General features: G+C 54.6%; 24 protein-coding genes. 16 read left to right on the top strand and 8 right to left on the bottom strand.

Going from position 1 to position 24,055, the window contains the following annotated elements:
- Positions 1-41: 41 nt before the first annotated feature.
- Together ACR0BI_RS06145 and ACR0BI_RS06140 are read right to left on the bottom strand one after the other, a co-directional pair.
- Positions 42-587, bottom strand: coding sequence for a GNAT family N-acetyltransferase (locus tag ACR0BI_RS06145; RefSeq protein WP_170403801.1), 546 nt, complete (start codon positions 585-587; stop codon positions 42-44).
- Between the two features lie 74 nt (positions 588-661).
- Entirely contained in the window at positions 662-2,014 is a 1,353-nt protein-coding gene (locus ACR0BI_RS06140) for a tetratricopeptide repeat protein (RefSeq protein ID WP_480561244.1), read from the bottom strand.
- Positions 2,015-2,186: 172 nt separating this feature from the next.
- Between ACR0BI_RS06140 and ACR0BI_RS06135 the strand changes: the two genes are divergently transcribed.
- On the top strand, positions 2,187-3,746 hold the full coding sequence (locus tag ACR0BI_RS06135) for a winged helix-turn-helix domain-containing protein (RefSeq protein WP_170403795.1): 1,560 nt from the start codon (positions 2,187-2,189) through the stop codon (positions 3,744-3,746).
- 323 nt (positions 3,747-4,069) lie between these two features.
- On the opposite strand, the gene ACR0BI_RS06130 is transcribed toward ACR0BI_RS06135, so the two are convergent.
- Positions 4,070-4,981 (bottom strand): homocysteine S-methyltransferase family protein, encoded by a 912-nt coding sequence (locus ACR0BI_RS06130; RefSeq protein ID WP_480561245.1) that lies wholly within the window; start codon positions 4,979-4,981, stop codon positions 4,070-4,072.
- Positions 4,982-5,327: 346 nt separating this feature from the next.
- Between ACR0BI_RS06130 and ACR0BI_RS06125 the strand changes: the two genes are divergently transcribed.
- Both ACR0BI_RS06125 and ACR0BI_RS06120 read left to right on the top strand, forming a co-directional pair.
- On the top strand, positions 5,328-5,762 hold the full coding sequence (locus ACR0BI_RS06125) for a hypothetical protein (protein WP_282154233.1): 435 nt from the start codon (positions 5,328-5,330) through the stop codon (positions 5,760-5,762).
- Between the two features lie 328 nt (positions 5,763-6,090).
- On the top strand, positions 6,091-6,924 hold the full coding sequence (locus ACR0BI_RS06120; protein WP_170403787.1) for an alpha/beta hydrolase family protein: 834 nt from the start codon (positions 6,091-6,093) through the stop codon (positions 6,922-6,924).
- An 83-nt stretch (positions 6,925-7,007) separates the two neighbouring features.
- Here the strand turns inward: ACR0BI_RS06120 and ACR0BI_RS06115 are convergent, their stop codons facing one another.
- Positions 7,008-7,247 (bottom strand): hypothetical protein, encoded by a 240-nt coding sequence (locus tag ACR0BI_RS06115; protein WP_170736348.1) that lies wholly within the window; start codon positions 7,245-7,247, stop codon positions 7,008-7,010.
- Between the two features lie 66 nt (positions 7,248-7,313).
- A complete protein-coding gene (locus tag ACR0BI_RS06110) occupies positions 7,314-7,808 on the bottom strand; it encodes a DUF6714 family protein (RefSeq protein ID WP_170403783.1) in 495 nt (164 codons plus the stop codon).
- 239 nt (positions 7,809-8,047) lie between these two features.
- On the opposite strand from ACR0BI_RS06110, the gene ACR0BI_RS06105 reads away from it, so the two are divergent.
- Together ACR0BI_RS06105 and ACR0BI_RS06100 are read left to right on the top strand one after the other, a co-directional pair.
- Entirely contained in the window at positions 8,048-8,530 is a 483-nt protein-coding gene (locus ACR0BI_RS06105) for a GFA family protein (RefSeq protein WP_480878270.1), read from the top strand.
- A complete protein-coding gene (locus ACR0BI_RS06100) occupies positions 8,527-10,221 on the top strand; it encodes an adenylate/guanylate cyclase domain-containing protein (RefSeq protein ID WP_480561247.1) in 1,695 nt (564 codons plus the stop codon). The genes ACR0BI_RS06105 and ACR0BI_RS06100 overlap by 4 nt, the downstream gene beginning before the upstream one ends.
- A 402-nt stretch (positions 10,222-10,623) precedes the next feature.
- Here the strand turns inward: ACR0BI_RS06100 and ACR0BI_RS06095 are convergent, their stop codons facing one another.
- The gene (locus ACR0BI_RS06095) at positions 10,624-10,968 is read right to left on the bottom strand and encodes a cupin domain-containing protein (RefSeq protein ID WP_170403774.1); all 345 of its coding nucleotides are present in this window, start codon (positions 10,966-10,968) and stop codon (positions 10,624-10,626) included.
- Between the two features lie 68 nt (positions 10,969-11,036).
- Positions 11,037-11,606, bottom strand: coding sequence for a peroxidase-related enzyme (locus ACR0BI_RS06090; RefSeq protein ID WP_170403770.1), 570 nt, complete (start codon positions 11,604-11,606; stop codon positions 11,037-11,039).
- Positions 11,607-12,147: 541 nt separating this feature from the next.
- Between ACR0BI_RS06090 and ACR0BI_RS06085 the strand changes: the two genes are divergently transcribed.
- The 10 genes from ACR0BI_RS06085 to ACR0BI_RS06040 all read left to right on the top strand — a co-directional run bounded on the left by ACR0BI_RS06085 (position 12,148) and on the right by ACR0BI_RS06040 (position 21,349).
- A complete protein-coding gene (locus tag ACR0BI_RS06085) occupies positions 12,148-12,681 on the top strand; it encodes a helix-turn-helix domain-containing protein (RefSeq protein ID WP_480561248.1) in 534 nt (177 codons plus the stop codon).
- 98 nt (positions 12,682-12,779) lie between these two features.
- On the top strand, positions 12,780-13,547 hold the full coding sequence (hdhA, locus tag ACR0BI_RS06080; protein WP_170402016.1) for a 7-alpha-hydroxysteroid dehydrogenase: 768 nt from the start codon (positions 12,780-12,782) through the stop codon (positions 13,545-13,547).
- Between the two features lie 68 nt (positions 13,548-13,615).
- Positions 13,616-14,410 (top strand): SDR family oxidoreductase, encoded by a 795-nt coding sequence (locus tag ACR0BI_RS06075; protein WP_170736344.1) that lies wholly within the window; start codon positions 13,616-13,618, stop codon positions 14,408-14,410.
- Between the two features lie 14 nt (positions 14,411-14,424).
- Complete coding sequence (locus tag ACR0BI_RS06070) at positions 14,425-15,132, top strand: hypothetical protein (RefSeq protein WP_170402024.1); 708 nt, start codon at positions 14,425-14,427, stop codon at positions 15,130-15,132.
- Between the two features lie 12 nt (positions 15,133-15,144).
- Positions 15,145-15,627: a hypothetical protein gene (locus ACR0BI_RS06065; protein WP_170402027.1), complete on the top strand. Its 483-nt coding sequence runs from the start codon at positions 15,145-15,147 to the stop codon at positions 15,625-15,627.
- A complete protein-coding gene (locus tag ACR0BI_RS06060; protein WP_480561249.1) occupies positions 15,624-16,232 on the top strand; it encodes a MarC family protein in 609 nt (202 codons plus the stop codon). The genes ACR0BI_RS06065 and ACR0BI_RS06060 overlap by 4 nt, the downstream gene beginning before the upstream one ends.
- 851 nt (positions 16,233-17,083) lie before the next feature.
- Complete coding sequence (locus ACR0BI_RS06055) at positions 17,084-18,658, top strand: trypsin-like peptidase domain-containing protein (RefSeq protein WP_170403765.1); 1,575 nt, start codon at positions 17,084-17,086, stop codon at positions 18,656-18,658.
- 351 nt (positions 18,659-19,009) lie between these two features.
- Positions 19,010-19,873, top strand: a complete 864-nt coding sequence (locus tag ACR0BI_RS06050; RefSeq protein ID WP_170403762.1) for a LysR family transcriptional regulator — start codon at positions 19,010-19,012, stop codon at positions 19,871-19,873.
- A 402-nt stretch (positions 19,874-20,275) separates the two neighbouring features.
- Positions 20,276-20,545, top strand: coding sequence for a hypothetical protein (locus tag ACR0BI_RS06045; protein WP_170403758.1), 270 nt, complete (start codon positions 20,276-20,278; stop codon positions 20,543-20,545).
- A gap of 252 nt (positions 20,546-20,797) precedes the next feature.
- Positions 20,798-21,349, top strand: coding sequence for a 2OG-Fe(II) oxygenase (locus ACR0BI_RS06040; protein ID WP_170403755.1), 552 nt, complete (start codon positions 20,798-20,800; stop codon positions 21,347-21,349).
- A gap of 205 nt (positions 21,350-21,554) precedes the next feature.
- Here the strand turns inward: ACR0BI_RS06040 and ACR0BI_RS06035 are convergent, their stop codons facing one another.
- On the bottom strand, positions 21,555-22,865 hold the full coding sequence (locus ACR0BI_RS06035; RefSeq protein WP_170403751.1) for an MFS transporter: 1,311 nt from the start codon (positions 22,863-22,865) through the stop codon (positions 21,555-21,557).
- 190 nt (positions 22,866-23,055) lie between these two features.
- Between ACR0BI_RS06035 and ACR0BI_RS06030 the strand changes: the two genes are divergently transcribed.
- Complete coding sequence (locus ACR0BI_RS06030; RefSeq protein ID WP_480878263.1) at positions 23,056-23,988, top strand: VOC family protein; 933 nt, start codon at positions 23,056-23,058, stop codon at positions 23,986-23,988.
- The last annotated feature ends 67 nt before the right edge of the window (positions 23,989-24,055 follow it).

Below are 24,055 nucleotides of genomic sequence, written 5' to 3'. Positions count from 1 at the left end.
CGCCACGTTCGATTGAAACGCAGCAGCTTTGGGTTCGCTGGTTAATTGGAATGGTTTGCCTGGTGGCCGACACGCAAATCAGTCGCCGCATGATGATCCGACAATCGGCCCATCATCACCGCATCGACAAAGCCGCCCGGACGACGGGCGTATTTGCGAATGACGCCTTCCCGCTCAAATCCAAATGCTTCGTAAAGCTCGATGGCGTGAGTGTTGTCCGACCACACCAAGAGGCCGGTTCGTTCCAGCTGCAACCAGTTATCACAGAGATCCAGCATCGCGCCCAACAACGCTTTGGCTATTCCCTTGCCCTGAAAGTCGCTGCGGACCGCGACCAGATCAATTTCGCCTGCGTGATTGTGGCGTGGCACGTCCGGCGTCGACGACATAAAGCAGATGCCAACGACACTACCGTCTACTTCAGCCACCAGTTTGTAGTCGCCCGGTCCCGTGTTGATACGCGCTTCGACATTGGCGTTTGCAACATGTGGCAGGCGCATTGTGCCCAACATCACGGAATCATCAGTTAATATGCGTTTGATGTCCGATACGTCCTGTGCTTCGACATGGCGGATTTCAATTCTCATATTTTGTCCTCTCAATCAGGTCATCTGGCGCGCGCGAATATTTGCCCGCGCCAGATTCTTTGCGACGTCGGCTTCTAGGCCACGATCATGGAACCTTGGGGCTGCGCATTCGCACGACCCAAAAAGCGTTTGTTGATGGGGCTGTGTGGTTTGACAGCAATCCGCTCGTTTGCCAGCGCTTCTGCCGCATTTCGATTACCAGAACGCAGCGCAGCTTCGGTCAACGTCCAATCGATGATGTCGCGTTGCGCGTGACTGCCGCCAAACGAGTTCGCGATAAACCGCGCACCATGAAGCGCTTCGGTCGCATCTTCGTAGCGGCCCTGCCAAAATGCCCGGAACCCTTCGATCAAGGGCAGCCCTGTTGCCGCGGCCCACAGCGATGTCTCGCCGCCACCGGCGGGTGCATTGCGATATTGATCAACGATACGATCGACCTCTTCATCGCGACCGGATCCCAGATAGGCCATGGCTGCGTGCCAATCATTGAACGGGTACAGCTTGCCATCGGCGTGGTTGTCCCAGCACGCTGCAACATCGGCCCAGCGGTCGGAAATGTCGTGATCTTCCAGATGCAAGCGCCACAGCAAGGCCGAGGCATCGACCAAATCCAGTGCCACGTCGCTTTTTCCTTCGCGGATCCGCGCATCGTACAGCTTGATCGCCTCATTGGCCTGACCAAGGTCGAGGTGATAAAGCGCCTTGTGCCACCAGTTGTGGACTTTAAAGAAGTTGTCATCACCCGACCAATTCAGTTCGCGCGACGCCATCCATTCGATGCCGTCCTCAGCACGCCCCTGCATTTCCAGCACATGCGCGACAGCGTGCTGCGCCCAGCAGTCTAAGGGATCGCGTTCAATCGCTTCCCGACCGACGGCTTCAGCACGGCCATAATCACCAGTCTCTTCCAGCCCAAAGGAGTACATGCCCAGGAGGATGGAATAGCCCGGCTGGTCTTCCGACCACTTCGGTAGGACCCGTGCAATTCGGTCCCGCATGTCGCGAGCATTGGCGCGGTAAAAGTCCATCAGGTGACCAGCTTGCAAGCCCAGAATGTCGTGTGGAAACGACATGTTGTGACGATCCAGCTTGACGGCAGCTTCTGTCCAATTGTTGGCAAGAAGCGCATTCAGGGCATCGACATGCGATTGTTCCAGGTCGGATTTGGCAAGTGGGCGGACTGCCGCCAAAATGTTCCGTGCCTCGACCGCGGCATCAGGCTCGGTTGCCAATCCGAACAGATAGGCTTTCAGAATATACGGCATCGCATAGTCCGGAGCGGCCTCAATCGCCTGGTCGACGAGCGCCACGGGATCGCCCCTGTAGATGTTGAACGCGCGCATGGCGGCGTTGAAATAGTCTGCGGCGACTTCTTTTGAGCCCGCAGCAGGCCAGTTTCCGGACAATCTCGTTTCTTGATGGGACATGTCATTCTCCAAACTCTTTATTGACTGGGCGGATTGCCCGAATGCGATGGCTCTACCGCGCCGCCGCCTGCTCTGCTTGAAGCCAACTGGGAGATTTTTGGGAGATCATTGGAAATCTGTATTTGAGACTTCACTTGGGATAAAATGGCAAGACCGAGGGAGCAGTACGAGAATGCGATACGAGTTTGATGCCTTTACGTTAGACACTGACACCCGCGAGCTTCGCCATGGTGCGACCGCTGTCGCGCTTGAGCCGCAAGTCTTTGATCTGTTAGTTCTTTTGCTTGAAAATCGCCATCGGGTGGTTTCCAAGGATGAGATTGTCCAACGCGTATGGTTTGGACGCGTGGTTTCGGACTGGACCATCCTCGGCCGCGTAAAATCGCTACGTCAGGCATTGGGCGATGATGGGAGCGCTCAGAAATACGTTCGTACGTTGCGCGGGCAAGGGTTTCGCTTTGTGGCACCCGCCAAATTGGTATCGGTAGAAAGTGCCACGGCACTGGAAGCGTCTGAAACAGCCGAGCAGAAAACAGTCGGGGCGCCACCATGTATCGCGGTATTGCCGTTTTCGGCGATCGGCGACCTGGAGATCGGAAGATCACTGGCGGATGCAGTCCCGCGCGAATTGATCAGATCGCTTTCCAGTGTGCGTTGGTTGCGTGTCATTGCACACGGATCGTCATTCAGGTTCCGAGGACAGACGATTGAGTTTGAAGACGTAAAGTCCCTACTGGGTGCACAGTACTGCATCTCGGGAATGGTGGAGGCGTTGGCTGGCCGTCTCTATGTGGAAGTAGAAATGGCCGATACCCGTACCAGTGAGGTCGTCTGGGCAATTCGAAAAGAAGCCCCGATTGACGAGGTGCAACGATTGCGAACCGAAATAGCCGGGGCCGTGCTCAATATCTCTGAATTTGAGCTTCCCGAACACGAGGCGCGACTTCTGGAAGTGGATGATGCGGAAAACCTGGATGCATGGTCATCTTTGCATCTGGGAATTCGTCATATGTATCGGTTCAACAAGTCAGATACAGAAATAGCCCGAAAGATGTTCGAACGTGCTGTAACACTGGAACCAACATTGGCACGCGCGCATGCTGGAATTTCGTTCACCACTTTTCAACGCGTGTTTCTGGGGTATTCGTCCGACCTCGCCGCGGACCGACTGGCTGCCAGGCGCAGCGCCGAGGAAAGTGTTCTACTTCAACCGCGTGACCCGTTTTCGAATGTTGTGATGGGCAGAAGCCTATGGCTGACAGGAGATACAGAAGCGAGTAAACCTTGGTTTGATCGGGCAGTCCTTGAAAGTCCGAATTACGCATTTGGCCGTTACGCTTCCAGTTGGGCAAAGGTCTTCACATCGGACTACGAAGGTGGAAACGAAATGACTGACCTCGCAATTGCTCTTAGCCCGCTTGACCCGCTTCGAGGCGGCATGCTCTGCAACAAGATGTGGATCGCGCTTGCCGCGAAGGACTATGATGCTGCCGTTCAGTGGGCACAGCAAACCGCGCTGACGCCTGGTGCGCATGCGGGCCACGCGATGTTTGCGGCGATGACAAACCGATTGATTGGCAATGATGACGGTGTGTCGCGGTGGTTAAAAGAAACGAAACGCCGTAACCCGGGGTTCAGCAAAGCAAAAGCAAAGGCTCTGGTTCCGAATAGTCACACCGAATTTCGCGCCTTAACTGAAGAGGCTGCGATCGCGCTTGGTCTTCCCGACTAGTGGTCGCGACGCAAAATTGGAATTGGCGCGAGCTGCAAAGTGCATCTTCGGCATTTGTTGCATGAGCAGACGTCGGTCTGGTCTTATGATCGAGATTCGTAGAACCTAGTTGCGAAAGTCTGGATTGGGGTGCCCTCCGACGCTCAAACAAAACAATGGCCCAAATCTGATGGGGCGCTCTAGAGGTCCGCTTTAGGGAAGCTGCAACGCAGCAATGCTGAGCGGGATGGATGTCGCCTTTGGGCCGTCTCCTAACAAGTTGTGGAAAAAATCACGGTATCACCTTAAATATCAGTGCTATCGCTCAGATTGTACCAAGTTGGCTACGCCAATTCGCTGACAATCGACTTCAGATGGCGCATGTCGGTACCGCAGCATCCTCCAAATACTTGGATCGACGGATTCTGCCTCGCAATCGCGGCAATCTGCTTACCAAGTTCAATTGGATCGCCTTCGTCCAGCTCATCTGCTTCGTCAAGTTCCGCATGCGAGCAACTCGAAGCGTTCGCCACCATGCCTCTCAGCCGGGGGTGGTTGCCAAGCGCTCCGGCGAAATGGGTCGGATGAGCGCAGTTGACCATAAAAAACAGCGCCGCCGAGTCGGTTGCCTCGTCGATCTGATCAATTCCGTCCACAAGTTTGGTCCCGTCCGCCAGACACCCGTCCGTTTCGACAACCAGAGACATGATGATCGGCAGATCTGCGTCTCCGGCGGCGAGGATGCATCCCGCAGCCTCACTTGAACGGTTGAACGTATAAGCGGTGACCAGGTCGACGCTTGTGTCTTTCAGGCTGTGCATTTGTGCGGCGTGGTATTGGCGTGCATCTTCGACCGTCACCGGAGGGATGTCGGCGTAAGGATCATAGCGCGGGCCGATACAGGCCGACACCAGTATATCATTGCGAGCGGAAGCTTGGCGCACGTCTTCCATTAGACTGACCGCGTCTTTGTTCACCTCAACGAGCCGTTCTGCATCGTACCCCAAAGGCGCTGCCCGGTCGGCGTTCGCCATCCATGTGGGCGCATCAAGGATGCATCCGACACTCATTTCACCGGCGAGATCGACAAGTGCCTGCATTTGACCAGCCAGTATTGCCCTGGTGTCAGGTTCTTCCAGCAATGGAAACGACGCGAAACCGGGTAGCTCGACTCCATGATTGAATATCAGGTCTGTGCCAGTGCCGGCATAAACCAGAAAGGTCTTGTCACCTTCGAGTGGGAACTGTCGCGCCATTCTGATCCACGCCTATTGCTGTCAAATCTTCATAGAAATCTACATTGTCTCGGATCTCCTGTGAACCTTAGGGCGGCGACAGAGTGTCTTCCGCGAGCATGACCTCATCTTCCCGGGCAACTCGCTACTGCAGCGAGTGTCCCCTTCGGCGGACTGCACCGCAGCGTCATCAAGCCCTTGCCGATGCCCGATCTGGGCCGCCATCAATTGGCTGGAACCGCGTAACCCCGTACACCATTAGTGGTGGGTCCGCAGAGTTATTGCTGATTGTAAATGCTTTGAAGGCCCTTAAGATGAGTGGCAATCTTTGGAGGACCAGATGAGAGTCCTACGGATTAGCCTGCTTTTGGCGACACTCGGTGTTCCCGCCAGTGCTGACGAGCAACGCATCGAAATCAACAATGTCTACCCTCTAAATCAAGAGAACTTTGACCTTGGGGATCACATTTTTCACCTAACAGACAATCGGGGTGGTTTCGAAGTAATTGAGGGTCCAATGGATGATGGGCCTGCCAGATGTTTGGGTTCTGGATTTGGATTTGAAGACGGCACCAACTCAATCAATGGAATATGCGTTTTCGGTGAAGGTGATGACACTTTTATCATGCGATGGAAGGCCGGGGAAAAAGGCGAGGCAAACACTTGGGAAATCGTCACCGGGACGGGGCGCTACGAAGGAATGACTGGCAGCGGCATAGCGACAACAGATATCGCCTCAGCATACCAAGCGCTGCCCCTGAGGCGAACTCATATTGTCGGAACCGTGGAAATCCCGGACTAGGACGGCAGCGGATCTAGTATCTGTCCAGTTTCGATTGGTCTCGAACTAATTCGGTCTTAAGTGGCTTTTGCGGCTTGGCCTCAATCCTTCCGGGATAACTTGCATTAGTGCGGCGTACGTCCGCTTAGTCCCACGAAATGTGAGTTCGTGTATCGTCCGCCAGCACCTCAAACCATCATACCCATGGAGCAAAAGCCGCTGATGCACTAACGATCATTTTGGATCAGTCAGGTGAGGCTGCTCAGCAAAGTGGAATTCTGCACCACCGCCGTCTCAAAAAAGCCCTTTCCGTAATATGGTACGGTCAGACATCGGGAGGGATCCAGATATGCTCGAAAAGGTAACAATCGCATTGTCCATGTTTCTGATTTCGGGGCAGGCCTTTGCGCTTGATTGTGGAGATGTATCCAATCCCTGCAAAATAGACACCGGTGAATACCACATCGCCCTGCCAGATGAATGGCGGGGCGGGCCGGTCGTGATGCACTTGCATGGTTATGGCGGGTCCGGAGCAAAGGTACTTAAAAACAAGCAGTTCGTCGAAACATTCACTGCGCGGGGTTATGCGTTTGTGGCACCGACCGCATTGCCATGGCTGGAAGGAAAACCTGCTGACTGGTCGGTTAGGGATGGGTGGATTACCTATCCCCGCTCTGATGTCAGGTTTCTCCGTGACGTGCTGGCGGATCTCGTGATCCGTGCAGACGTAAACCCGGACCAGGTGCTGCTGACAGGGTTCTCACGAGGTGGTTCCATGGTGTGGGAAGTTGCGTGCCTCGCGCCTGACCTGGCGCGTGGCTATGCCCCTGCGTCCGGTGGCTTCTGGCTTCCCATGACTGAGGAGTGTTTTGGCCCGGTACATATGCTTCATACGCACGGTTTCACTGACAAGGTTGTGCCGCTTGAGGGCAGATCAATACACAATGAAGAGTTCGATATCAACATTACCCAGGCCGATGTCTGGGAGGGTCTTGCGTTATGGCGGCGAAGAAACGAATGCCAACACAACGCGACAGAAAACGAAGTAACGGCCAATCTTTGGCGCAAACGGTGGGAATGCGAACACGGTAGTCTTGAACTCTTTTTGCACGACGGTGGGCACGGCTATCCAAAAGAATGGGGAACGATGGCGCTCGACTGGTTCGAAAGCCTGGAAAACTGACGAACCACGAAATCACAGCGGTCGGGTGATCGCTCAGCCAAAACTAGCCCATTTGCTCCGAGGCACACCGTGTCGGGTGAACTTCACTTACCCTTAAAGGAAATTGCCCAGATAGCAGCAATGATGACACCGGCGCAGGCGGCGGACACCAATGCGATAGCGCTGAAGAACAAACGCGGCTGGCTGGAGCGGCGGATAATCGAAAAATGAATTCTTATCTGGCCTCTGAGTAAACCACCCGCTGCCATGGATATTGCAAAAAGGCCAAGTGACAGCGCACTGGAACCGCCCCATAGCCGTTGCCATTGCTCATTCTCAGTCACTGACAGCAGTAAACCGGTTAGGACAAAAAAGCGCTGCGAAGAGCCACATCAGATAGGTAGAAATAATCAACCCGGTGACCGCACGCCTTGGTCAATCCAGTAGTTGACCAATGCAGTTTCCGCTAACTCACCGAGATCAGGATGGTCGCTAAAATAGTACAGAAACCTCAACACGGCCTCGTTCTGTGCAGGCGTCAATTGGTTGAACTTGGACTTCCTGAACTCATGCAGCAGTTCTTTCGACGTGCCGGGGTCGAGTGCAAGTAGGATGCTTTCACTGGCATATTCCGGACTGTCTGAATTTCGCAGAGCCCATAGCAGATACGCGGGCAAATAATACTGAAATGCCTTGGCGCTGAAGGCAGTGGGGGCAGCGTAACCGTAAACGATCATTTGATCGGTCATCTCATGCCATTTGACCCCGCCATAGAATTCAAGAATATCCACGTCATCCATACATTCGGGGTGAAGAAGTTCATAATCAGTAGGTGGATCTAGGCCGTCAAATGCAGCAATGATTTGGGTTGCAAGAGCTTCCGTTGTTGTCGTTATCTTTGGCATGGTCACATATTAAACTGGCTGAAACCTCGAAATCGAGCGTATCAGCAACAATTCGGATTCGAGTGATTGCGATGGATAACGGACAGAGGCTCTTTCAGGATATCGTTCGAAGTTCAGCTTCGTAGATGAAGAAGCCGCTTTGGGGCAGCACAATAGGGTTGTATGTGTAGAAATGTATTGAGGAAGCCGGGCGTCCCTAGTGTATTGCAAAGAGCGCCCCTGATCGATCTGGGAAAAAGATGATGGGCGGCGATTCTGAAACCTACCGAGGAATCTGTTATTGCGGCGCATGTAGTGTTTCTACTGCCGGTGAGCCGATGGTCATGGCTTATTGTCATTGCCACTCTTGCAGAAAATGGCATTCGGCGCCGGTCAATGCCTGGTGCCTCTGGTCGGCAGACAATGTCTCGTTGTCAGGACCGACGGTTCACTCGGACAAGAATGATGAAAGCCATCGTGTTTCCTGCGGCAAATGCGGGGGTGCATTGGTGAATATCAAACCCGGAAAGGACATTGTAGCGGTCTACGCAATGTCGCTGGCCGAATCCGGTTTGAGCTTCGAGCCGGCCTTTCACATCTTCTACGGCGAGCGTGTTTTCGACATGGCTGATGGCCTGCCGAAGTGGAAGACGGTTCCGACATCGTTTGGAGGGGTTGGTGCCGCTGTGACCGAACCGGACAAAACCGGTTGGATTTCCTTGAACACGCGAGCCGAAGGTTGAAACGCAAACTCACTTCGATCTTGGCGGCTGACATTGTCGGCTTCTCGCGGCTTGTGGAAACCGCCGAGGAAGCCACGCTGGCCCGTCAGAAAGAACTGCGCGTGTCCGTGTTTGATCCCGGTGTTGCGCAGGCTGGGGGTAAGATCATCAAGTCAACAGGCGACGGATTTCTGGCCGAGTTTTCAAGCGTTGTGGAAGCGGTGCGGTTCGCGATAGCGGCGCAAGAAGCGGTTCGCGCAGACGAAGAATCCGTGCCTCAAGATCGGCAGATCAGTTACCGCATGGGACTTCACATAGGCGATGTGGTTGTTGATGACGGCGATATCTATGGTGACGGTGTGAATCTCGCAGTTCGCTTAGAGGGCGCAGCCCCGACGGGCGGGATTTGCATCTCCGCTGCCGTTCGTGACCAGATCGTTGGCGTAATGGACGAGCTATTTGCGGATGTTGGTGAATTGACATTAAAAAACATCTCGCGCCCGATCCGCGCCTTTGTTTGGCCCCCGGACCAAGATGGTGCGCAGGACAGTGTCAGCACACCACCCATCGGTGGTACATCCAGGAAACCGACCATAGCCCTCGCGGCATTCGAAGCCCTTGGCAGCAATGATGATGCCAAGATGCTGGCAGAAGCCTGCAATCACACCGTGGAGGCGGCGCTGGCCAATCTGACGGGTTTGGATCTGATCGCCCCCGACGCGGACCCGGATCATATCGCCACGGCGGTGTTTCAGGCGTCCGGCAACCAGGTCCGTACCACCCTAAAGCTACGCGAGACGAGCACGTCAGCAACCTATCTGACCCAGCGGATGAACGGTGATCTTTCCGACCCTTTCGTGGCAGAAGATCTGTTGTCAGGGGAAATCGCGACAACGATCCGATACGGAATTCTGCAACGAATTGCTGAGCACGCGGCCGAGACTGAGACAAGCGACCCCGAGGTAATGCTGAATCTTGCGGGGCATTACATGATGGGATCGCAGCCCGAAGAATGGGAGGCGGCGGGTCGTCTGTTGGACAGGATCCTGACGGTCCAGCCACGCAATTTCATGGCCGTTGGGATGAAGGCGAACACGTTGATCGGCGAATTGGTATGGGGTTACCGTCCGATAAGCCCGGAGGATATTGAAGCCGCCGACGCCGGGCTGAGCAAGGCGGTGTCGTTGAATGATCAAAGCGACTACGTGCACCTGATCCGGGGGATTTTTCACTACGGCATTACCGGCGATTTGGATGCGGCGGTGCGGTGTGTTGAACGTGGGTTCGAAATCAGTCCGCAGTTTGCCCAGGGACATATGGTACTGGGCTGGATTCAGAACCTGATGGGCCAACCAGAGTTAGCGCTGAACTCCATCAAAAAGGGCTCATTTTCTCTGGCCAAGAACCGGATATATCACCGTGTCCCACAAGCGTTGGCCCAGACATATCTGGTTATGGGCGACTTCGAGAATGCCATCGCCAATGCCAACCGGGCTCTACAAAACTCGCCGGGGCTGCCGGTCGCGCAATTGTATCTTGCCAGCGCAGCGGGTCAGGCCGGTCTAAATGCTCAGGGAGAAAGGGCGCGGGAGGCCCTTTTGGCATCAGATCCGCACTTCCGGATCAGCGGTGTGCGCCGGTTCCATTTTAAGGATCCGGCACGTTGGGACGCAATTCTAGATGGGCTTCGCGCAGTGAGGCTGCCCGAATAGAAGTTCGTCCGAGATAGTGCCACATGCGTTTTAAACTGGATGCGATGGTCGTCTTCCAACTCCACGAGATACGCGAATGATCGTAAACCTAGTTTTGGATTAGCGGGCAGCGAAAGCGCTCAATTCGCAATGCGGACGTCGATGACGATTTGTTCAGCGAAAATTTCTTAACCCTGGAAAGTGGCAATTTTTACTGATGCTAACTTTCGCAGTCACAGCGAATGCCGCGAGCGTGGGCTGCAATAGCAGCATTCGGAGGCGATGTTCAATGTCCAGTTCGGGCTGTCCTCGACAGAGCGAGACAGTGCCAGGTTTAAGATACTGCCATTACACTGATGGCAGCAATTATCCCGGTGCGGGCCTTTAGCATGTCAGGCCAAATAAGATTCAAAACGCACGGCGTTACTCCAGGAATTGCACCTCGAGTTTTCCGGACAATTGAACGCTAATTATTTCGGTCGGACCTGACCCCGCCGTCAGGACTTTGTGTGCGGTGCCGGCCGGGATTATCAGAATATCACCAACGGTCACTTCCGTTGTGTCGTCTCCAACAATTACATGTGCCTGGCCTTGCCTGACGATATAGACTTCATCGTATGGATGCTTGTGAAGTGGGGGACCTTTGCCTGCATCGCTGACTTCATTGAAAAGAAATGACACGCCCACGCCGGCATCCGCCCCTTCGAACTTTCCGTTCCAACCGTCGCTAGAAGCCCAGTCAGCTTTTCGGAGAAGTCGCCAAGACATGGAAAGTCCCTCTCTTTGAGACGGGCAGTATAACAACGGCGCAACCATATGCCAGCTTCGTCCCAAATTCAGACATTGAGACCGTTGGCTCGGCCAAAATCGGTGTAGAAGGAATCGCTAGTTAGTTTTGTGCGCGTTTGCTCATCGAGTGCTCCGGAGTCGTGCACAATTTTGCTGATACCAGAGCCTTCAATGATACGGTTCACCAAATTGAACACGCCGCAAACCTGAATAGCATCGAACAATGCTTCTTCTGACCATCCAGCATCGTAGACCGCCTGTGAGTCCTCTTCTGTCATACGGGCAGGTGAGAGTGTGAGTTTTGCGACGTAGGCGAGAATGGGCCGGATCCGAGTATCCACCGAGGCAGAGTTTGGATCCTCCATCAGTGCCTCAATCACCTTTGGATCAATGCCATAAGCACGGGCAAAGACTGTATGGGCGTCGTAGCAATATGAGCATGCATTCAAACCAGAAACATAGGCGGCAATAAGCTCCCGCTCAGAAGCAGAAAGTTCGCTCTCTCCCCGCATTACTAGGCTTTCATACTCACACCATGGAGCCAACTTTTTTGGAAACATCTGAAATACGTCGCCGAGCGTAGCGCCGTCGGAAAGTGACGGGAAAAGCCTTTTCATTTGGTGTCCTCCACGACAAGAAATCTTGACAGAAATATGTGCTGCCCAAAACGCCTCATTGGCATCAGACTAACATCTCGCTCGGTCTTCACAAATGTCAGCTTGGTCCGCTAGGCCGTGAGTTCGACTACCGACGGACATCGCTCCCGAAGCGAAAGTCCGGTTCGGTGAAGCTGCATTGCAGCGTGAGCTTACACGATGAATGGCTGGAATGGGCCGTTCTACGCGATCAACTGACTGCGGGGCAGGGGACTTGCTGCACCTGCTTCGAGGTCCGGAATGAGCCCAAGGTACCTAATGCTGTTTTGTGCCCCGACAGCTGCTAAACCGAGCATACCTGCCGTTCCAAGCGACATGTGAGTTTGTCCTGTGAAGGATGGCGGCGATCCAGGCTGAAATTGGTCTCTAACGCCCCGCGCCACCTGTCGGAACATGAGCAAACTGCGTTTTCGTCCACAGAGCCAATAAATTTGCTTGCTGAAGCGAGTTGGACGGGCGGATATGGTCGGATCATTCAGTCAAGTCGAAAAAGGAAGTCACTTTGTCTTTAAGCGCAACACGCACGGGCGGTTCGCCAACGGGATCCTGTCGGGCGGATGCGGTCGCTTCAGCGTTTGACAGTTTTTATTCCGACTACCAATACATTTTTGTCGAGTTTTTGATCGCTCATTTGGTTGACGCGGCGGGTGCTTTCGACGGGGATTATCAGGAGATGCTGGTGTTGGCGGTTATTGGGCAAGCCCGGCTGGGCGCCGTGCGTACTGCTTCCAGCCCGGGCTCGACTCTGCCGGACATCGAGGCTGCCAAAGAAAGCACCAACGCGTCCAGGATCGCAGACATCACCAATATCCCGCGCCAAACAGTCCGACGCAAGCTGGCGTCACTCGAGGCGCGCGGCTGGATCGAGCGGGATGACGCCGGGGCGTATCGGCTGGTGTCCAATGGGGGCCAATCCACTGCCCGCCGCGATCTTGCAGAGACGGATCGCCGGGCAATCGATCGCGTTGCACGGCTGGTCGCCGATCTCGAGACCATCGTCGAAAAGCATCAGCACCTGATCGCCAAGAGCAGATAGCAGTAGGTCGCACTATGGTGCTCAAAATGAGCACCCCTTCTATTGTCAACCATTCCCGCACGCCTAGTTCGCATTCCAAAGGTGAAACGGAGACATGCATGTTCGATCCAAAGGCATTTCAATTGGAAAATCAGGTGGCCCTCGTCACCGGCGCGGGCGCTGGTATCGGCAGGGGCATTGCAGAGATGTTCGCCGGCGCGGGAGCGGCGGTCGTCGTGAGCGACCTCAAGCAGGAGACGGCTGACGACGTGGCCAAGGGCATTGTGGAAGCTGGTGGCAAGGCCGTGGGCATTGCGTGCAACGTGACCAAGGAAAGCGACCTTGAGACCGCAGTTCAGACGGCAATCGATAATTTCGGCAAGCTGACTATCCTTGTGAACAACGCTGGTGGCGGTGGGCCAAAGCCCTTTGACATGCCGATGGATGACTTCCGCTGGGCGTATGAAATCAACGTCTTTTCTGCCTTCCGCCTAACGCAACTTGCAGCGCCGCACATCGAAGCCGCCGGCGGGGGATCGGTGCTTAACATCTCTTCCATGTCAGCCGAGAACAAGAACGTGCGCATGGCGTCTTACGGCTCTTCCAAGGCCGCGATCAGCCATTTGACCCGCAACATCGCCCATGACCTTGGATCCCGGAAGATCCGGGTGAACGGGATCGCGCCCGGCGCGATCCGGACGGCAGCGCTGGCCACGGTTCTCACGCCAGAGGTTGAGCAGGCCATGCTCAAGCATACGCCAATCAAGCGTCTTGGTGAGCCATCAGATATCGCGGGTGCCGCGCTATATCTCAGCTCGCCTGCGGCGGCTTGGGTCAGCGGTCAGATCCTTACTGTGTCAGGCGGCGGTGTGCAGGAACTGGACTGACACCCGAAACGCATTCAGGCCGACCGCGCATTGTGTTGCCTACCACATATGAAATTACGGAGATAACCATGAGCTTTGATGCTTTTGCAGAATTTCGGCTAGACGGCCACAATGTGATAATCACAGGCGGTGCGCAGAACATTGGTGCCGGTATCGCAAAGACGCTTTCGGGCGCCGGCGCAAAGGTGATGATCGGCGATCTGAACGGTGATATGGCTGCCGAGACAGCCGCCGAGATCGCCAAGGAGACCGGCAATGATTGCCGGGGTATGGCGTGCAACGTAACCTCGCAGGATGACATAAACGGTTTGGTGCAGGCCACGGTCGATGCGTTTGGCGGCATCTCCACGCTCGTCAACAATGTTGGCTGGGGCGGGCGCCAGCCAGACACGACCGCAATTCCGGACGAGGAATTCATCAACTCCTACAAGCTGAATACGATCAGCGCATACCGGATGAGCATGGCCTGTCTTCCCTATCTTGAGAAGGCCGAGAACGCTTCGATTACCAACTCGGGTTCGTTCTCTTCAGCGGTGCCAGCCTATGACATTCTGCCCTACGGCACGGCGAAAGCCGCGCTGAACCAGATGATGGTGTCCATGGCACACATGTTGAACAAACGGGTTCGAGTGAACTCCATCCTGATCGGCACTGTGATGACGGCGGGATACGGCGATGCCGGCATCTCGCCCGAGATGCAGGAGAAACTGGCACATCCCGATAACCTGACCGGCCGCCCGGGCCGGCCCCAGGACATTGCCAATGCGATGCTGTTTCTTTGCTCGCCTGCCGCGGGCTGGGTCAGCGGTCAGACGATCAACGTGCACGGCGGCGGTGCTGTTGTGCGCCTCTTTGGCAGCTGATGAAGGGGCCGGCGATGCGCATATCTGCCCGCCTGCACGGTATTGTGCTTTCGCTGGCCCTCGTCGCTCTTGGCGGTGCGGGAGCCAGCGCAGAAGACTCCGGCGTTATACCGACAACAGGCCCCGCCACCATGGATCAGGTCATGCTGTTGATGTTTGCCGATCAAGGGCGAACCGTTGGCTATCAAAGCATGTTGTCCGGCATTCATCTGGAGACCATCAAGGCGCAGCTTGACCGAGACGCTGCCATCCTGGAACGCAACCGCGCCCTTTATGAGCGCAACGCCGTTTCCCTTTTAGAGCTGGAGGTTTCGCAACTCAAGGACGCGTGGAACAGGCTGCAACTGCAAGTCGCGGAAAGGAACCTGGCTGCCGTCGCGGCGCAGGTGACGGCGATCAGCATGCTGAACGAGCATTTCGCGGGGACTCCCGTCGATTTGGGCGAGCTTTACGCCATCTACCTGCGCGGTTGGGAAGCGGGCTGCGACAAGGGCCCCATTGAGGCGCGCGCCAACGAAGCGTGGATGGCCTATGCCGAAAAGTCGCTGGAACGCTCCCGGCAGTTGCAGGCACGTGGCAGCCTGTCCGAGGAAACCGTGCTTGCCCGCGAAGCCGACCTCCGCATCGCCACCGTAAATTTCGAACGCCGGTTCGAACGGCTTGATCGGTGTCGTGAGGTGTTCTTTCCCAGTTTTGACGACGTCGCTACGGCAGGCCGGTGACAGGAGCAAACCATGACCACCACAAATTCATTGCCGGCTACGGGCCTAACCTTGACGAAGCACCAAATCCTTCAGGGCGCAGTGATCTCCGGCGTGATCAATGCCGTGATCAACGGGGCAATCCAGTACTTCCTGCTACGAAATTCCATGCCGATGCCCCTCACCGTGGATTCGATCGGAACTGAGGCACATACGGTCCTCGGGTCATCTGTGCCGTTGGCTGTTTCATTGGCGATGATTTTGACGGCAGTGGCGCATTTCACAGTGAAAGGTACAAAAAAGCCATTCGTGCCCACGACCCTGTGGCTCGTCATCAAGCACGGTCTGTTCGCATTTGGTGCCGTGGTTGCGCTGGCTGTTGTCTGGCAACGCGCCATGGGCTCGGTAGAGGTGGGTCTCGGAGCCGCAGTTGTGCTTCTTGCTCTCGTCGCAGGTCTGGTCGCTGCCATAGTGAATTACATGACGATCACCGCTGTTGTCGAGGAACAGGCATGAGCTCCGACACACTCGCGCAGGTCCCTTGGGGACAGCTGTTTGGGCTGCTGTTCATGACGATGGGACCAATTCGTGCCATCGCAGTGTTCTCGCGCGTCGGATCGGATGATGCAGATCCATCAGTCAATGCAATCGCCTGGCGCGCCAGTGCATTGGTTGCGGGCGCATTCGTCGTCGCGGTCGTGATTGGTTTCGGGGCGCTAGGAGCCTGGGGCGTAAGCTTCCCGATCTTGATTGGCGCAGGCGGAGTGGCGTTGTTTGCCCTGTCGCTGCGGGACCTTTTGAGCCAGCCCGCCCCGGCGCGTCAAATTGATCCGTCTCAGGTCGACGCATCGGCTATCGCTTTTCCTGGGATCTTTCCGCCCATTGCTGTCGTCGTGCCGCTCATCTTTGCGACAGCTTTTCCAGGGATTGAGAACAAGCTTGGCATCTTCGCCATGGGGCTCGGTATGATTGCGCTAAACTACATGCTGATGTTGCGGTCCAAAGCAATTTTGCGTGCAATAGGACCTGTGCCTCTGCAACTCTTTGGTGCCGTCTTCGGTGTGTTGCAACTCGCCTTGTCACTGCAGTTCATATACGATGCGGTGATGATGCTAGCGTGATCAGGCAAAATCGGTGCTGCGCGCTGTTCTTCATTTTCGGTTGCGAACAATTACCGCTGATAGCTTTCAGCGTTCCAAAGGAAGATGACTTTAAGTTCGGCGCAAAATTGACCAAAACACTTGAATTCAAACAACGCACTGATGGAAAAGCTTCGACGTCGATTCAGTCCCCTGAAAGGCTTTCCAACTCTGAAAATCCTTCGTCAGGAGCTTGGAGGATGTGGGTGACATGCGCGCCTTGATAGGGATAAAGCAATATAGATATACACGGCCTGTGAGATTAGCCTTGAATGCCCGCATAGCGTCGCAGTACTGACCTTTGTGGTTTTCAAACGATATGCGGCTTTGTCCGCTCACCAACGATCCCGCGTCGGACTGTGAACGACCGTTTTGGGGCTGAGAGCAGTCATTTCCGTCCGTGGGTTGAACTTCGGCTTCGTCCGCAAACTGTGAGCTCGGCCTTGTCAAAACGCTGCTCTTGCAGCGAATGACCGCAAAGCGGGCTGCGACCGCAGAAATTCGATGTGGTGTTCAAAGTTGGCTCTGGGCCGTCTGCTGGCCCTGTCGCTGATACTGTGATGCACCCTAGGTCAACTGTGAGCCTAGCCTGTGAATTCGATTTTCTCGCTTGGTGCAGCCGCAGTACCAGAAGTGTTGCAAACGTTAAGTATGGTCACTGCTGCTCGTGTAGAGGGAACGTCTATCAAGCCGGAGTTGAGCCGGACAAATGGGGTTGTCATCTATAACTTGACGATCCGTTCTCGCGATCCAAACATTTTCCGTGGAAGCTGTGGCGGCTTCACAATTGCGCATGATAAACTGCTTGCAACGCATAAGATCAGAGATGAACCATGCGGTTACCGGATGAAAGCGATACGGAATATGGAGCGGGCAATGTCCGGGCATTTCTGGAAAGCTTGACCGGTCCGTCTCGCGGAACCGTAACCTGGCTTGTCGGCACCGCTTTGTCCGCTTCACTAGGTCAAGACCGTATCCTGAAGATAAGGCGGAAAGAGGATGTACCCCCACATGACGAAGATGTGGCGACCTTTCAATGGTCGCAAGGCGGTTACACGCTAAACGCGCTGCCCGGCCGGGAAATCTGGGTCAATGGTCAAAAGACTGCTTCGGCAGTTCTTAGGCATGGCGACATGATCGAGTTTGGTGAAAAGGGTCCCATGTCGCGCTACAGGATGTGTGACCACTCATTCCCTGCACATCACACGGTCGAAGACATAATAGGTGACGCTTATGTGTATGCGCGCTCCAGCCGACGACCCTTCGCCAGCAAAATGTCCAGTGCGCTGCGCGAAGGCGGACGTCGACTGACATCACAAACCACGGTTTTGTTCCGGTTTACCGTTATCGGTCTACTTCTACTGATTACAGCCTTTGGCTATTTGCTTTTTCAGAACGATCGGAAGCTGGCGGATAGCCTGAAACAGGAATCTCTCAAGATCGAGGCGGTTGCTGTCATGCTTACGCAGACGCGAGAAGATGCATTGACGGCGGATGATCTGGTCGCGCTCAGAGAAGCGTTTGACAATCAGGTGCTTTCCACCGAACAGCGCCTTGGGACATTGGAAGAGCGTGCTGGTGCATCCAGGCGGGTAATAACGGGCTCGACGCGATCCATTGCCTTTATCCAAGGGGCCTACGGATTGCGTCAAACCGAAAGCGGCAAATTACTGCGGCATGTGCTTGGCCCAGACGGGGAGAAACTAAAAACTCCATTCGGGAAACCGTGGATTGAGCCAGATGCGGCAGGCGCGCCGGCAGAGTTTCAGTTCACCGGGACCGGGTTTCTTTTGCAGGACACCTCTCTGTTGGTGACCAACCGTCATGTCGCCTTGCCCTGGACGACCGGGGATCGGGCACAGGCCCTGAAGGCAGCAGGGCTTGAAGCCGAGATACTTAGTCTGCTGGCTTATCTGCCAGAACAATCCGAGCCAATGGAAGCGGTATTGCTTAGGGCAAGCAAAACGGCCGATCTGGCGCTTCTGTCCGTTGATGCGAACCGTGTTCAAGGGCTTGGGCTTACACTGGCACCTGACCCGCCGCGTGCAGGTGAAGAAGTTTTCCTGCTTGGATTTCCAACTGGCCTAAAGGCCTTGATTGTGCAGGCCGGGCCGGATTTTCTGAAAACGCTGGAGAGCGATGGCGCCGTCGACTTCTGGACGATTGCAAAAAATCTTTCAGAGCAGAACAAGATCAGGCCTCTGGCCAGCCGGGGAATCGTCGCCCAGACCAGTCCCGGTGCAGTCGTTTATGATGCTGAAACCACAACCGGCGGAAGCGGCGGACCTGCCCTGAACCGAAATGGCGAGGTGGTGGCTATCAATGCCGCGATCTTACCTGAATTTGGCGGCTCCAACATCGGTGTTCCTGTATCGCACCTCAAAGTGCTTCTGGAGGAAATCCGGTAGCAGCCACTGGGGCGAAACTCCCGCTGACTGTTACCGTCAACAGAGATAGCTCAGAATTGTATCAGTTCTGCGCTTAGCTAGGGTCTAAACATTGTATTCCTTGTTATGGATCGGGAACGCAGGCCAACGCGTACCCGATCAGCTGAGGCAGGTCGTGTAGCATGAAAGATGCTTCGCGCTGCCGGGAGCCGTTCTTCGACACTCACTTCGAGATGGGGGACTCTGAGACCCTGGGGTCGCAACCGAACAGCGGCAGCAGTTTCATGCTACGAGCCAAATCTGCCACATACTGTTTTAGTTGAATAGCGAAATTGCTTCATGCATTATATTTGAAAATCGAATAGATACCCCATGGATATTGAACTCGCGCGAACATTTCTGGCGATTGTCGAAACGGGCAGTTTTCTGGAGGCTGCCAACAAGGTTTACGTCACGCAATCAACAGTGAGCATGCGTATTCGGTCACTCGAACAACAGCTTGGACGACCAGTGTTCGAGCGCGGAAAATCGGGTGCTACACTTACTCCGGCCGGGCACCGCTTTCATAAACACGCGCAGGCACTTGTCAGGTGCTGGACACAGGCCCGGATCGACGCCTCCCTGCCTGATGCGGTGGAAGCTGCTCTGGAAATCGGTGCTGTGCCCAGTTTGTGGGACGGGTTCCTGATCGACGCGATGCCAGAGTTTATGCAAGCGTTTCCGAATGTGGCGGTTCACGGGTCTACGGTTTCAACTGAAACACTGCTAAGCCAAACGACTGCGGGCGCGCTGGATTTGGCTGTGATGTATGATCCGCGAAACACTGTCGGGCTGACCGCAATGCAGTTGTTCGAAGATGATTTCGTACTCGTAAGCAGCGATTTTGATACCTCGCGAAGCCCATTTGAAGAAAACTATGTTCTAATCGACTGGGGGCCGGAGTTCCGTGCCGATCACCTGCTGAACTTTCCGGAAATTCCGACGCCAATGTTGCAGCTTGGAATTGGCACTCTTGGCCTGAACTACTTGAAAGCCCAGCCGGGAGCCGGATTTTTCCCCTGGCGGGTAGTAGCGCAGGAAGTCGAAACCGGTTGGTTGAAGGTGATTGAGGATGCTCCTCGGTTTGCTTATGCCGCCTATGCTGTTTTTGCAGACGATGATCCTGAAAGCCTCCCCTGCAAGGCCGCCCAGCTATTGAGTGCCTTTGCAAAAGAACAGTTTCCCGTCACGGCCTGAGATGGCGGACTACTCACGGCTTACCATGTAGAAGGCGAATGGTCAGTTTTCGGAAGCCTCCAGGGCTTCGGTTGCTGCGGGTTGCATTTTGCCAGACTCGAACATTAGACCTGCAGTAATCCCGACCATCAAAACGCCGCCCATGATGGCCCAGTACCTCCAACCAAAAGACCTGTGCAAACGCATTTTTCTCTCCACGGTCGTCCATCGAGACCAGAACAGTATAAGGAGGGATAGAAATCTGCCAAATCGTGGGGACTGACCCTCAAAGAGGCAATATACTGAAAACAAACATCTATTCAGATCATCGATAGCACAGTTGAGAAAAAATCATAAGGTTTGGCACTCCGAAAACGAAGATTGATCCCCTAAAATATCGAAGCAGAGGGAAAGGAGGTTTCGATGGATAGGCGTTGGATTAATCGCGTTACCGAACACATAAGGCGTTTCATTGCGTCACAACGGTTCGGGATCGTGAAGCATTCGGCAGCAAAACAGCAGGATTTGCAAAGCCCACAAGATTGGGACGATGCCGCCGAGATATGGGACCCGTCCGAATTCGACCCGGAAAAAGAAAACCGGGAACGACGTTTGCGCCCGAGCGATTACGAATGGGACACAACCGGCGAACTTCCTTGGCGCGGGCACAATCACCGATTCAAAGGAGGCTGAGGGGAACCCAAGGCCTGAATATTGGATATTTCAGTCACAGGTGACGCAATACTCGCGTCCCCTGATCCCGCATCGCATACCGTTTGGGATCCGAGCGCCCCGAAGAGGAAATCCCGCTCCGGATAGCGTGACCGAAAACATTTGAGATTATGGAAAAAAATTACGTCGCTTTCGGCCTCTTAGGTCGAAAACAGCGCAGCGCCTTCTGTGTGTTTTGGCAAATTCCAGTACCAATCAAAAACGGTGTACAGAATGCTGGAAGTTCATTCGATTCCCGGTGCATTTACCGCGCGGGAATGTGAGCAGATTGTTGCTGCATCACAAAAAGCCCCGGCGAACGAGGCTCTGCTTGTCGGGCAAAACAAGGATTATAATCTGCGCAGAGCGGATGTGACCTGGCTGGACGACGGCGAAGGCTCTGATTGGGTGATGTCACGCCTGATCGATGTGGTCCGTCGCTCCAACACCGACAAGTTTGGCTTCGATCTGAGCGAGTTCGCCGAAAGTCCGCAGATTGCCTGCTATAAAGCATCAGATGGTGGTCATTTTGCGTGGCATTCCGATATCGGCGACGGGCCAGTCGCCCAAAAAAGAAAGCTGTCGCTGGTCGTTCAACTCAGCAAACCCGGAATGTACGACGGCGGAGACTTGGAGATAATGCCGGGGGCTTATGCTGTAACGGCGAGTCGGCATCAGGGCAGCGCGACCATCTTTCCCAGCTTCTTGTTGCATCAGGTGACACCGGTCGAGAATGGTGATCGGTATTCGTTGACGGTCTGGGCGCATGGCCCGGCGTTTCGGTGATGATTTCCGTACTCGATTGATTAAGAGTCCGAGACTACAAGGCTAACGATTCCTTTCGTGTAGGAAACAGAGTCGAAAGAGTTAGGCTTGCCTTTCACATATGCGCTGAAATGGCATTTCTTGTAGTCCAACGTCTCTGCTAAATTCTGGAATCCGCACGGGACTGACGCCTGAGTTGCTTTGGTCACTCAATGGCTGGCCTCTATTATGTATCCGTCGGCAAGCGACTGGTGACTGATTTTTCATGGATTAAGTTTGGCAGGCTCACCATATCAGAAGCAACTTTGCCAGCTGCCTTTGAAGTACTTTCGACAGATATGCGTGTCTGACCCAACCGGGGGTGCAGCTTACGAGCCAGAATCCACGTCCAAAGCAAACCTGCGCCACCCGCGGCGAACACGCCAGAGAGCGGTGCTACGAGAAGAACCAGCCAGGCGGCACCAGGTGTAATAATACCCGAAACATCGCGAAAGCTCGCGTAAATTGCTGACATCTCAGTTCGTTCGGAAGGTTTGACCGCGAGAAGGAACGGCAAACCTGCGGAAACATCGAGCAAGATCAGGAAAATCGAGCCCATCATTAAGAACGCGATTGTGACTTCAGGGATTCCGAATGGAACTCCAGCAAAAAGAAATAGCAGCCCGGACATGAGGAATCCGGTTCTGACTGCTGCGCGCACCGAACTGCGCTGCATAAACCTAAGCATCAGCGGGGTGCAAAACAGGGCGGCATTGGAAATCGATAAAGAAATCCCTCCAAGCTGGCTGCCTAGCCCGTTCTGAACCGCATAGATGGGCAGATATACGACATAAATCCACCACCCGCAGGAACGAACGACTGCGAATACCCATCCGGCAACCAATCGCGGTTGCGCAAAAAACCTCCCGAAATAGGCGAACGGATTTGCGGGAGCGCATTGGCTTCTGGTGATGAGCCTGCCGTTTCCGAGGCGCATAACAAGAAAGATGAGAAGCATGACAATCGCTGCACCGGCTGCAATCAGGAACGGTGCAGGTTGCCACCACTCGTACAATATCGCGCCAAGTGCAGGGCCAGCCGTCCAACCCAGCGCACTGTAGAAAAGCCGAGATGTCTCAAAACGTCCCAGTTCAATCCTGGCAACATGGTCGAGCACATAGGCGTTGAAGCACACAAATGTCGTCACAACGGCGAAAGTCGTGAGTGCAAGCCCCGCAATAACGGTAGCAGGGGTCGCAACGGTCGTCACAACCGCACCCGCGACGTACGAAAGAGTGCCGAATACATAGACCCATCTCCTTGGGACAAACCGGATCAGGTAGGGAACCAGAAGACCGATCAAGAGTGATACCGCGCCAATGGCGAAATAAATTTCGGATACAAATCGCGCATCCTTCAGCGCGTTGTACATCGCTACCGGAAAGACAGAGATCAAAATACCCCTGGCAATCGCCTCCGTTCCCGCCAGAACGGCGAATCCCCGCACGCTGGGTGCTGGCGCATGGCGAAGCCATTCTGGTATTCGACGTTGGTGCATGAGAAGTGCTCAATGGACTGGGAACTAGTCAAACCCGTTTCCTCATTTTATCTTTCCTGCCAGCGACCCGATGTCGTTTTTGCTAATCGTGCAAGTTACAAAAATTCAAAAACGGAATTTCGTTTTCTCTTTTTGGGAGCCCGCTTCGCTGGCGTTCAATTCTCAACGCTGACTACACCGAAAGCATAGCTTGAACTCGGGCTGGATTCGCCCAGTAGAATGGCCGCAAACGGGAAATCACTGCACGACCGAAAAATCTACCGCTGCGGATGCGAGCACTTTCAGCATGAGCAAAAGTCGTGGCTGCAAAAGTCGGTTTTTTCCGCGATCTGTGAATTCAGGCTCGCCCAGATTTTGCTGCCGCAGCGAATGTCGGCAAAGCGGGCTGCTGCTGCAACACCTGATGGCCTCGCTCAAAGTCGGCAATGGGCCGTTGAAAATGTCTCGAAAAACAGGGCAGGGGCTTATGCTGCGTCAGCTCCGAGTTTCGCAAATCCGGGATGAAATCACCATGGCGATGACGGACCTCGGCGGGGAAGTTGTCATCGAAATCGAGGACCGACCTCCTGGTAAGCGAGAGGGCCGCGTCCGCGATCCTTTCGGAAATGTTTGGATACTGAGCAAGACAATTGAAACTCTGACAAACGAGCAAATTCAAAACCGCTTGGTCGGACAGCTTGGTCTGATCGACATCACGGTGCTCACCTCTTGCAGGGAAACTGACCAAAGGTATGCTTTGTCCATGAACATCCACGGCTTCGATCACATCGTTCTCTGCGTTCATAATGTCGACGTAACGCTTGAGTTCTATCAACAAGTGTTAGGCATGACCCCGCGAGAGGAACGCCCCGGCAAATGGTCCCTACACTTCGGTTCAAACAAAATCAGTCTTCAAGGTGTGGGCACAGCACCGGATCTGGCGAATAAAACCGTTCCGGGAAGCGGTAATTTCTGCCTACTGACCGACACACCAATTGAGGAAATCACCGCGACGCTTCGCGCGCATGACGTCACTATCGTGGAAGGTCCTTCTGAGAAACTGGGCGCCGTCGGCAGGCTTATGTCCGTGTACTTCCGCGATCCAGATGACAATTTGGTCGAGGTAAGCAACAGGCTGGCGTAATAAACGGAGTGCAACACGATGTCAGCCACGCAACCAGGGTCGGGAACGAGCACAAGCTTTTCGAATT

The sequence above is a fragment of the Ruegeria sp. E5 genome (assembly GCF_056534105.1).
The sequence above is the reverse complement of the archived record's forward strand: the minus strand, read 5'-3'. Positions and strand labels throughout refer to the sequence as shown.

Bases quoted from the DNA above. Each gene is read 5' to 3' on its own strand.
- ACR0BI_RS06145 (WP_170403801.1), bottom strand. From the start codon at position 587: ATGAGAATTGAAATCCGCCATGTCGAAGCACAGGACGTATCGGACATC.
- ACR0BI_RS06140 (WP_480561244.1), bottom strand. From the start codon at position 2,014: ATGTCCCATCAAGAAACGAGATTGTCCGGAAACTGGCCTGCTGCGGGC.
- ACR0BI_RS06135 (WP_170403795.1), top strand. From the start codon at position 2,187: ATGCGATACGAGTTTGATGCCTTTACGTTAGACACTGACACCCGCGAG.
- ACR0BI_RS06130 (WP_480561245.1), bottom strand. From the start codon at position 4,981: ATGGCGCGACAGTTCCCACTCGAAGGTGACAAGACCTTTCTGGTTTAT.
- ACR0BI_RS06120 (WP_170403787.1), top strand. From the start codon at position 6,091: ATGCTCGAAAAGGTAACAATCGCATTGTCCATGTTTCTGATTTCGGGG.
- ACR0BI_RS06110 (WP_170403783.1), bottom strand. From the start codon at position 7,808: ATGCCAAAGATAACGACAACAACGGAAGCTCTTGCAACCCAAATCATT.
- ACR0BI_RS06105 (WP_480878270.1), top strand. From the start codon at position 8,048: ATGATGGGCGGCGATTCTGAAACCTACCGAGGAATCTGTTATTGCGGC.
- ACR0BI_RS06095 (WP_170403774.1), bottom strand. From the start codon at position 10,968: ATGTCTTGGCGACTTCTCCGAAAAGCTGACTGGGCTTCTAGCGACGGT.
- ACR0BI_RS06090 (WP_170403770.1), bottom strand. From the start codon at position 11,606: ATGAAAAGGCTTTTCCCGTCACTTTCCGACGGCGCTACGCTCGGCGAC.
- hdhA (WP_170402016.1), top strand. From the start codon at position 12,780: ATGTTCGATCCAAAGGCATTTCAATTGGAAAATCAGGTGGCCCTCGTC.
- ACR0BI_RS06075 (WP_170736344.1), top strand. From the start codon at position 13,616: ATGAGCTTTGATGCTTTTGCAGAATTTCGGCTAGACGGCCACAATGTG.
- ACR0BI_RS06070 (WP_170402024.1), top strand. From the start codon at position 14,425: ATGCGCATATCTGCCCGCCTGCACGGTATTGTGCTTTCGCTGGCCCTC.
- ACR0BI_RS06065 (WP_170402027.1), top strand. From the start codon at position 15,145: ATGACCACCACAAATTCATTGCCGGCTACGGGCCTAACCTTGACGAAG.
- ACR0BI_RS06060 (WP_480561249.1), top strand. From the start codon at position 15,624: ATGAGCTCCGACACACTCGCGCAGGTCCCTTGGGGACAGCTGTTTGGG.
- ACR0BI_RS06055 (WP_170403765.1), top strand. From the start codon at position 17,084: ATGCGGTTACCGGATGAAAGCGATACGGAATATGGAGCGGGCAATGTC.
- ACR0BI_RS06050 (WP_170403762.1), top strand. From the start codon at position 19,010: ATGGATATTGAACTCGCGCGAACATTTCTGGCGATTGTCGAAACGGGC.
- ACR0BI_RS06045 (WP_170403758.1), top strand. From the start codon at position 20,276: ATGGATAGGCGTTGGATTAATCGCGTTACCGAACACATAAGGCGTTTC.
- ACR0BI_RS06040 (WP_170403755.1), top strand. From the start codon at position 20,798: ATGCTGGAAGTTCATTCGATTCCCGGTGCATTTACCGCGCGGGAATGT.
- ACR0BI_RS06035 (WP_170403751.1), bottom strand. From the start codon at position 22,865: ATGCACCAACGTCGAATACCAGAATGGCTTCGCCATGCGCCAGCACCC.